Origin of the sequence: Vreelandella olivaria, assembly GCF_023507745.1 — a bacterium.
Taxonomy (GTDB): Bacteria; Pseudomonadota; Gammaproteobacteria; order Pseudomonadales; family Halomonadaceae; genus Vreelandella; species Vreelandella olivaria_A.
On record NZ_JALPZO010000175.1, the window covers coordinates 1 to 1,585 of the forward strand.

Consider the following 1,585-nt stretch of genomic DNA (forward strand, 5'->3'; position numbering starts at 1 on the left):
CCCCCTCTGTCAGCCTAGTTGTCCGGTTGGCGATATCGCCTAAATCTAATCCAGAGGGAGCGACATGGAGTCCTTGTGCCACGTTATTCTGCAGAGCGTAAATCAGCCGTCCTGAAGAAGTTGTTACCACCCCATCATCGCAGTGTGGCATCGGTAGCGACAGAGGAAGGCATCTCTGGCGCGACGCTGTATAGTTGGTTAAAACAGTGTCGAGTAAAAGGAGTGCCTGTGCCGGGTTACACCCAAGGCGACAACGAATGGTCGCCCGACGCCAAGCTAGCCGTGGTCATCGAAACCGCCACCCTGTCAGAGGCAGAGCTTGGCGCTTACTGCCGCGAAAAAGGCCTTTATTCCGAGCAAATTCAGCAGTGGAAAGCGGCTTGCCACGAAGGCGCTGGTCGGCAAGAAGATCAGGAAAAAGCGGCGCAAAAGCAGAGTAAAGAAGACCGTAAGACCATCAGGCAGCTCAAAGCGGAAGTGCGTCGCAAAGACAAGGTACTGGCAGAGACGACGTCGTTACTGGTGCTTTCAAAAAAGCTCGAAGCCTTGTACAGCGAAGACCCAGACAGCGGCGAGGACGACTAACGCCTCTCGACGAACGTGCAAGGCTCATCGCGCTATTTGACGAAGCGGTTGTGGGTGGCGCTTCCCGCTATCAAGCAGCCGGTATTATCGATGTAAGCGAGCGCACACTAAAACGTTGGCGATCTGAGTGTGGCGCTGTTGTTGAGGATCAGCGTCCACAGGCGGCACAAGGCAGGCAGCCGCATCAGCTGACGCATGAGGAAGAGCAGACCATTTTGAATGCTTGTCATCGTCCCGAGTATCAGAGTTTGCCGCCGTCTCAAATCGTGCCTTTACTGGCAGACAACGGCGTCTATCTGGCCTCCGAGTCGTCGTTTTATCGTGTATTGAAAAAGCATCGTCAGCATCACCATCGAGGCCGTACGAAAGCACGTCGCACAGTGCCCGCGCCGACCAGCTTTACGGCGACAGGGCCGAACCAAGTCTGGAGCTGGGACATTAGTTACTGCTCTTCCGTTGTGCGTGGCCAGCACTGGTATCTCTACCTGATCATGGATATCTACAGTCGCAAAATCATCGCCTGGGAAGTTCATGAGACGGAATCGGGCGACTTGGCTAAACAGCTGATGGAGCGTGCGTTATTGCGTGAGAAATGCTGGCATCAGCCGCCGGTATTGCACTCGGATAACGGGGCCCCAATGACGTCCTATACGCTCAAATCGAGGCTAACAGAACTGGGCATGTTGATGTCTTACAGTCGGCCCCGAGTGAGCAACGACAACCCTTACTCGGAGTCACTGTTCCGTACCGTCAAATATTGCCCAGCATGGCCCACAAAAGGCTTTGCATCGCTGAGCGCGGTACAAGAATGGCTGTTGGCGTTTGAGCGGGCTTACAACGAACAGCACCTTCACAGTGGCATCCAATATGTCACGCCAGCTGACCGGCATCGTGGTGTTGATCGAAAACGCCTTGAACGTCGTAAAGCGGTTTATGAAAGCGCTAAGCGTCGATATCCGAAACGCTGGTCGGGAAGCACCCGAAACTGGGAGGTCACTGG

General features: G+C 54.6%; 1 pseudogene. It reads left to right on the forward strand.

What is annotated here, in order from left to right:
- Nucleotides 1–75: 75 nt before the first annotated feature.
- Nucleotides 76–1,585: pseudogene (locus HP566_RS20835) on the forward strand (IS3 family transposase); the annotation flags it as partial.